Below are 442 nucleotides of genomic sequence, written 5' to 3'. Positions count from 1 at the left end.
GCAGCTGATATAAGCTGGACTTCTGGTGGTTCCGAAACCGAGTGGGAAATTCTTTACGGTCCTGCTGGTTTTAATCCTGAAACAGAAGGTAATGCCGTACAAGATACAGATGGAACTATTGGTGAGACCATAACCGGTTTGAATCCAGCTACAGATTATGATGTATATGTACGTGCAATTTGTGGAGCCGGTAATGAGAGTTTTTTGGCTGGTTCGCAGAGTTTTACTACAGAATGCGATGTAATTAGTACTCCTTGGTTAGAAGATTTTACGGCAGATTCTACCCCAAACTGTTGGACAGAAAGTGGTGATAATGCTTGGGATTATAGCCTTAACGGTGATTATGCCGCAGACTCTGCTGGAGATTATACTCCGGGAGGCGGCACTAATTACGCTTGGCTAGATGGTTCTGACAATGGTAGTGGAGAAGTGAGTACACTTA

The 442-nt window shown here is 43.9% G+C and carries 1 pseudogene; it reads left to right on the top strand.

What is annotated here, in order from left to right:
- Nucleotides 1-442: pseudogene (locus FKR84_RS13440) on the top strand (hypothetical protein); the annotation flags it as partial.

This window comes from Haloflavibacter putidus, assembly GCF_006546625.1.
GTDB lineage: Bacteria > Bacteroidota > Bacteroidia > Flavobacteriales > Flavobacteriaceae > Mesonia > Mesonia putida.
Note: the sequence above shows the minus strand (reverse complement) of the source record. Positions and strands in the feature narration are given on the sequence as shown.